Source organism: Streptomyces sp. NPDC102462, assembly GCF_044765425.1.
In the GTDB taxonomy this organism is placed as follows: domain Bacteria; phylum Actinomycetota; class Actinomycetes; order Streptomycetales; family Streptomycetaceae; genus Streptomyces.
Genome location: NZ_JBIWKB010000074.1, coordinates 38,062 through 40,709, shown reverse-complemented (window position 1 = coordinate 40,709; position 2,648 = coordinate 38,062). Strand labels below are relative to the sequence as shown.

At 72.2% G+C, this 2,648-nt stretch carries 4 protein-coding genes; 2 read left to right on the top strand and 2 right to left on the bottom strand.

All coding sequences use genetic code 11. The features are described from left to right. The first annotated feature begins 142 nt into the window (after window positions 1-142). Window positions 143-490, top strand: a complete 348-nt coding sequence (locus ACIRFL_RS38435) for a VOC family protein (protein WP_404038650.1) — start codon at window positions 143-145, stop codon at window positions 488-490. Between the two features lie 84 nt (window positions 491-574). Then, window positions 575-934: a DUF779 domain-containing protein gene (locus ACIRFL_RS38430; protein ID WP_404038647.1), complete on the top strand. Its 360-nt coding sequence runs from the start codon at window positions 575-577 to the stop codon at window positions 932-934. A gap of 59 nt (window positions 935-993) precedes the next feature. Here the strand turns inward: ACIRFL_RS38430 and ACIRFL_RS38425 are convergent, their stop codons facing one another. Beyond that, the gene (locus ACIRFL_RS38425; RefSeq protein WP_404038644.1) at window positions 994-1,188 is read right to left on the bottom strand and encodes a hypothetical protein; all 195 of its coding nucleotides are present in this window, start codon (window positions 1,186-1,188) and stop codon (window positions 994-996) included. A gap of 113 nt (window positions 1,189-1,301) precedes the next feature. Further along, the gene (locus ACIRFL_RS38420) at window positions 1,302-2,165 is read right to left on the bottom strand and encodes a phosphatidylinositol-specific phospholipase C/glycerophosphodiester phosphodiesterase family protein (RefSeq protein ID WP_404038641.1); all 864 of its coding nucleotides are present in this window, start codon (window positions 2,163-2,165) and stop codon (window positions 1,302-1,304) included. Between the last annotated feature and the right edge of the window lie 483 nt (window positions 2,166-2,648).

The following is a 2,648-nucleotide window of genomic DNA, read 5'->3' as shown; positions in this document are numbered from 1 at the left end:
GCGAGCCGAGCACCGCGATGCGCCACCACCAACCACGGCAGTCCTCACGATCTCCAGACCGAACACCACCTAAGTCACCGGCATTGGGCCTAGGCTCGTCGGGCCTGCACCCCGGTCGTCGGACGATGGACGGAGCCGCCAGATGAACGTTCGCCGTGTCGTGCCCAACGCCCGGTCGGCCGCGCCGCGGGAGAGCGCCGGCTTCTACGAAGCCCTCGGTCTGAGGGTGGTCATGGACCTGGGCTGGATCGTCACGCTCGCCTCCCCCCAGAACCCGACGGCACAGCTGGGCCTGCTGACCGAGGACCGGACCGCGCCGGTGGTGCCGGACGTGAGCATCGAGGTCGACGACGTCGACGCAGCCCACGCCGCGCTGCGGGAGAGGGGCGCCGAGATCGTGCATCCGCTCACCGACGAGGAGTGGGGCGTGCGCCGCTTCTTCGTACGGGACCCCGACGGGCGGGTGATCAATGTCCTCAGCCACCGCTGAGGACCCGGCAACACGACACGGTGGACGGCGACCTGACGAGCCGTGAGGCTGGAGGGCGCACAGGCCTCGACCAGGACGGTGATCATGTATCAGGAAACTCCGCGCGTCGAACTCACCCCGCAGGCCGCCGACCTGGTCCGCCGGTTGCGCGCCGCGCACGGCCCGCTGATGTTCCACCAGTCCGGCGGCTGCTGCGACGGCAGCGCCCCCATGTGCTACCCGGACGGCGAGTTCCGCACCGGCGGTTCGGACGTGCTGCTGGCCGAGCTGGAGGTCGACGGCGTCGACGAGCCGGTCACGTTCTGGATGTCACGCAGCCAGTACGAGGCGTGGAGCCACACCCGGTTGATCGTGGACGTGGTGCCCGGGCGGGGCAGCGGCTTCTCCCTGGAGGCCCCCGAGGGCGTGCGGTTCCTCACCCGTTCGCGAGTGGTCGAGGCCTGACGCTTTGCTGGGTGGGCCGCGCTGTGCCGTCGGCAAGAGGCTTTCACGCGCCCATCGGGTCACGGGCGCAGGCCGCTGACCAGGTCCGCGGTCGCGGTGAGCCCGCTCTGGATGGTCGGGGCCATGCTCGTGCTCGCCAGGTAGAAACCGAGCAGCACACAGACCAGGGCGTGCGAGATCTTCAGCGCGCCGTTGCGCAGGAAGACCACGGCCAGGATCAGGAGCAGCAGCACCACAGAGATGGAAACGGCCATCGCGAACCTCCTCCGCCACGCCAGTTCGCGGCGTTCGGCCGCAAGTGTGGCGTAGCGGAGGGTTCGTCCGGGCGGCTGACGTGTCCCCCGATCGAGTGGTGTTCGCGGTGCCGCTACGCCGCGGCGTGGGCGTCCAGGAACGCTTCGAGGCCGGCGAGGTCGTCGGTGTTGAGGTAGTCGACGCCGGCGGCGAGCAGTTCGGCCCACAGCGCGTCCCTGGCCGGGCCCGCCGCGTCCGGGGTGGCCCAGAAGCGGACCTGCTGCCCGCGCGCGTGTGCCGCCCCCACCATGCCGCGCAGCTTCTGCCGTTCGGCGGCCGGGAAGGTGCCCTCGCCCAGCCAGCTGAAGTTGAGCGTCCAGTTGTCGCTGATCAGCGGGATGAAGGAGGCCGCTGCCGAGCTGCCGAGGTCGGTCAGCCGACCGTCGTAGAACGCGCGGCGCTCGCTCTGGGCGGCCATCGGCGTACGAGCGGCACGGTCACCGGAGATCACCGCGGTGACCGGTCCCGGGTGCACCCGGCCGTGTGCGTAGGTGGTGAACAGGTGCTTGTAGCGCCGCAGATGACGGTCGAGTTCGAGGTAGGTCGCAGAGCCCTCGGTCTTGATGTCGATGAGCAGTTGCAGGGGCCTGCGCGCGCCGCGGTACACCGCGCCGTGGCCCGCCCGCACGCGGGCGGCGAGCGGGTCGAGGTAGAGGGATTCGAGGGTGCGGGACGGGTCGAGGTCGGTCACGTCGTGGCCGATGAGGAGTTGGTCGCCGACGAGGAAGATGTCGGCCTCGACGCTGCCGAAGCGGTGGTCGAGGGCGTCGAAGAGGGGACGCGGGTGCTCGTAGTCGTTGTGGGCGTGGGCGTGCCACAGCGGGCGCGGGCCGCGCGAGGCGTCGCCCGCCCACGCCTGCGCGGCGGGCAGGGCGACCGCGCCCGCGAGGGCGGCGCCGAGGGTCGTGAGGGCTCTGCGACGGGTGGTGAGGGCCATGCTCTGTCTCCCTGGTGGGGCCGGGTGGGACCGAAGGGAGTATGCGTGCCGTCGCGGCCCGAGTGACCGGTAGGTGCGGGGAGTTGGCCGGACCGCCGCCGCGCGTTCACTTCACCCGACTGCGACACCCAGGCCGGCCCACCCCGCCGGAACAGGCTGCCACCGCACACCACCGGACCGGGCGAGGATCCTCACAGGCCGCCCCCTTCGGCCGCAACGACGGCCACCCGGCCGGTCGTGGCGCCGGCGGCAACCCGCGGGTACGCGGTTCCCCGCCGCCGGTCGGGTACGGCGGCGCAGCCACCCGGCGTCGGTCAGAGGGTCCCGTACTCCACCCCCGGCACCACGGCCAACCGGCCGGTCGTGACGCCGACGCAACACGCGGGTACGGCAACGCGGTTCCCCGGCGCCCGTCGGTACGGCGGCGCAGCCACCCGGCGTCGGTCAGAGGGTCCCGTACTCCACCCCCGGCACCACGGCCAC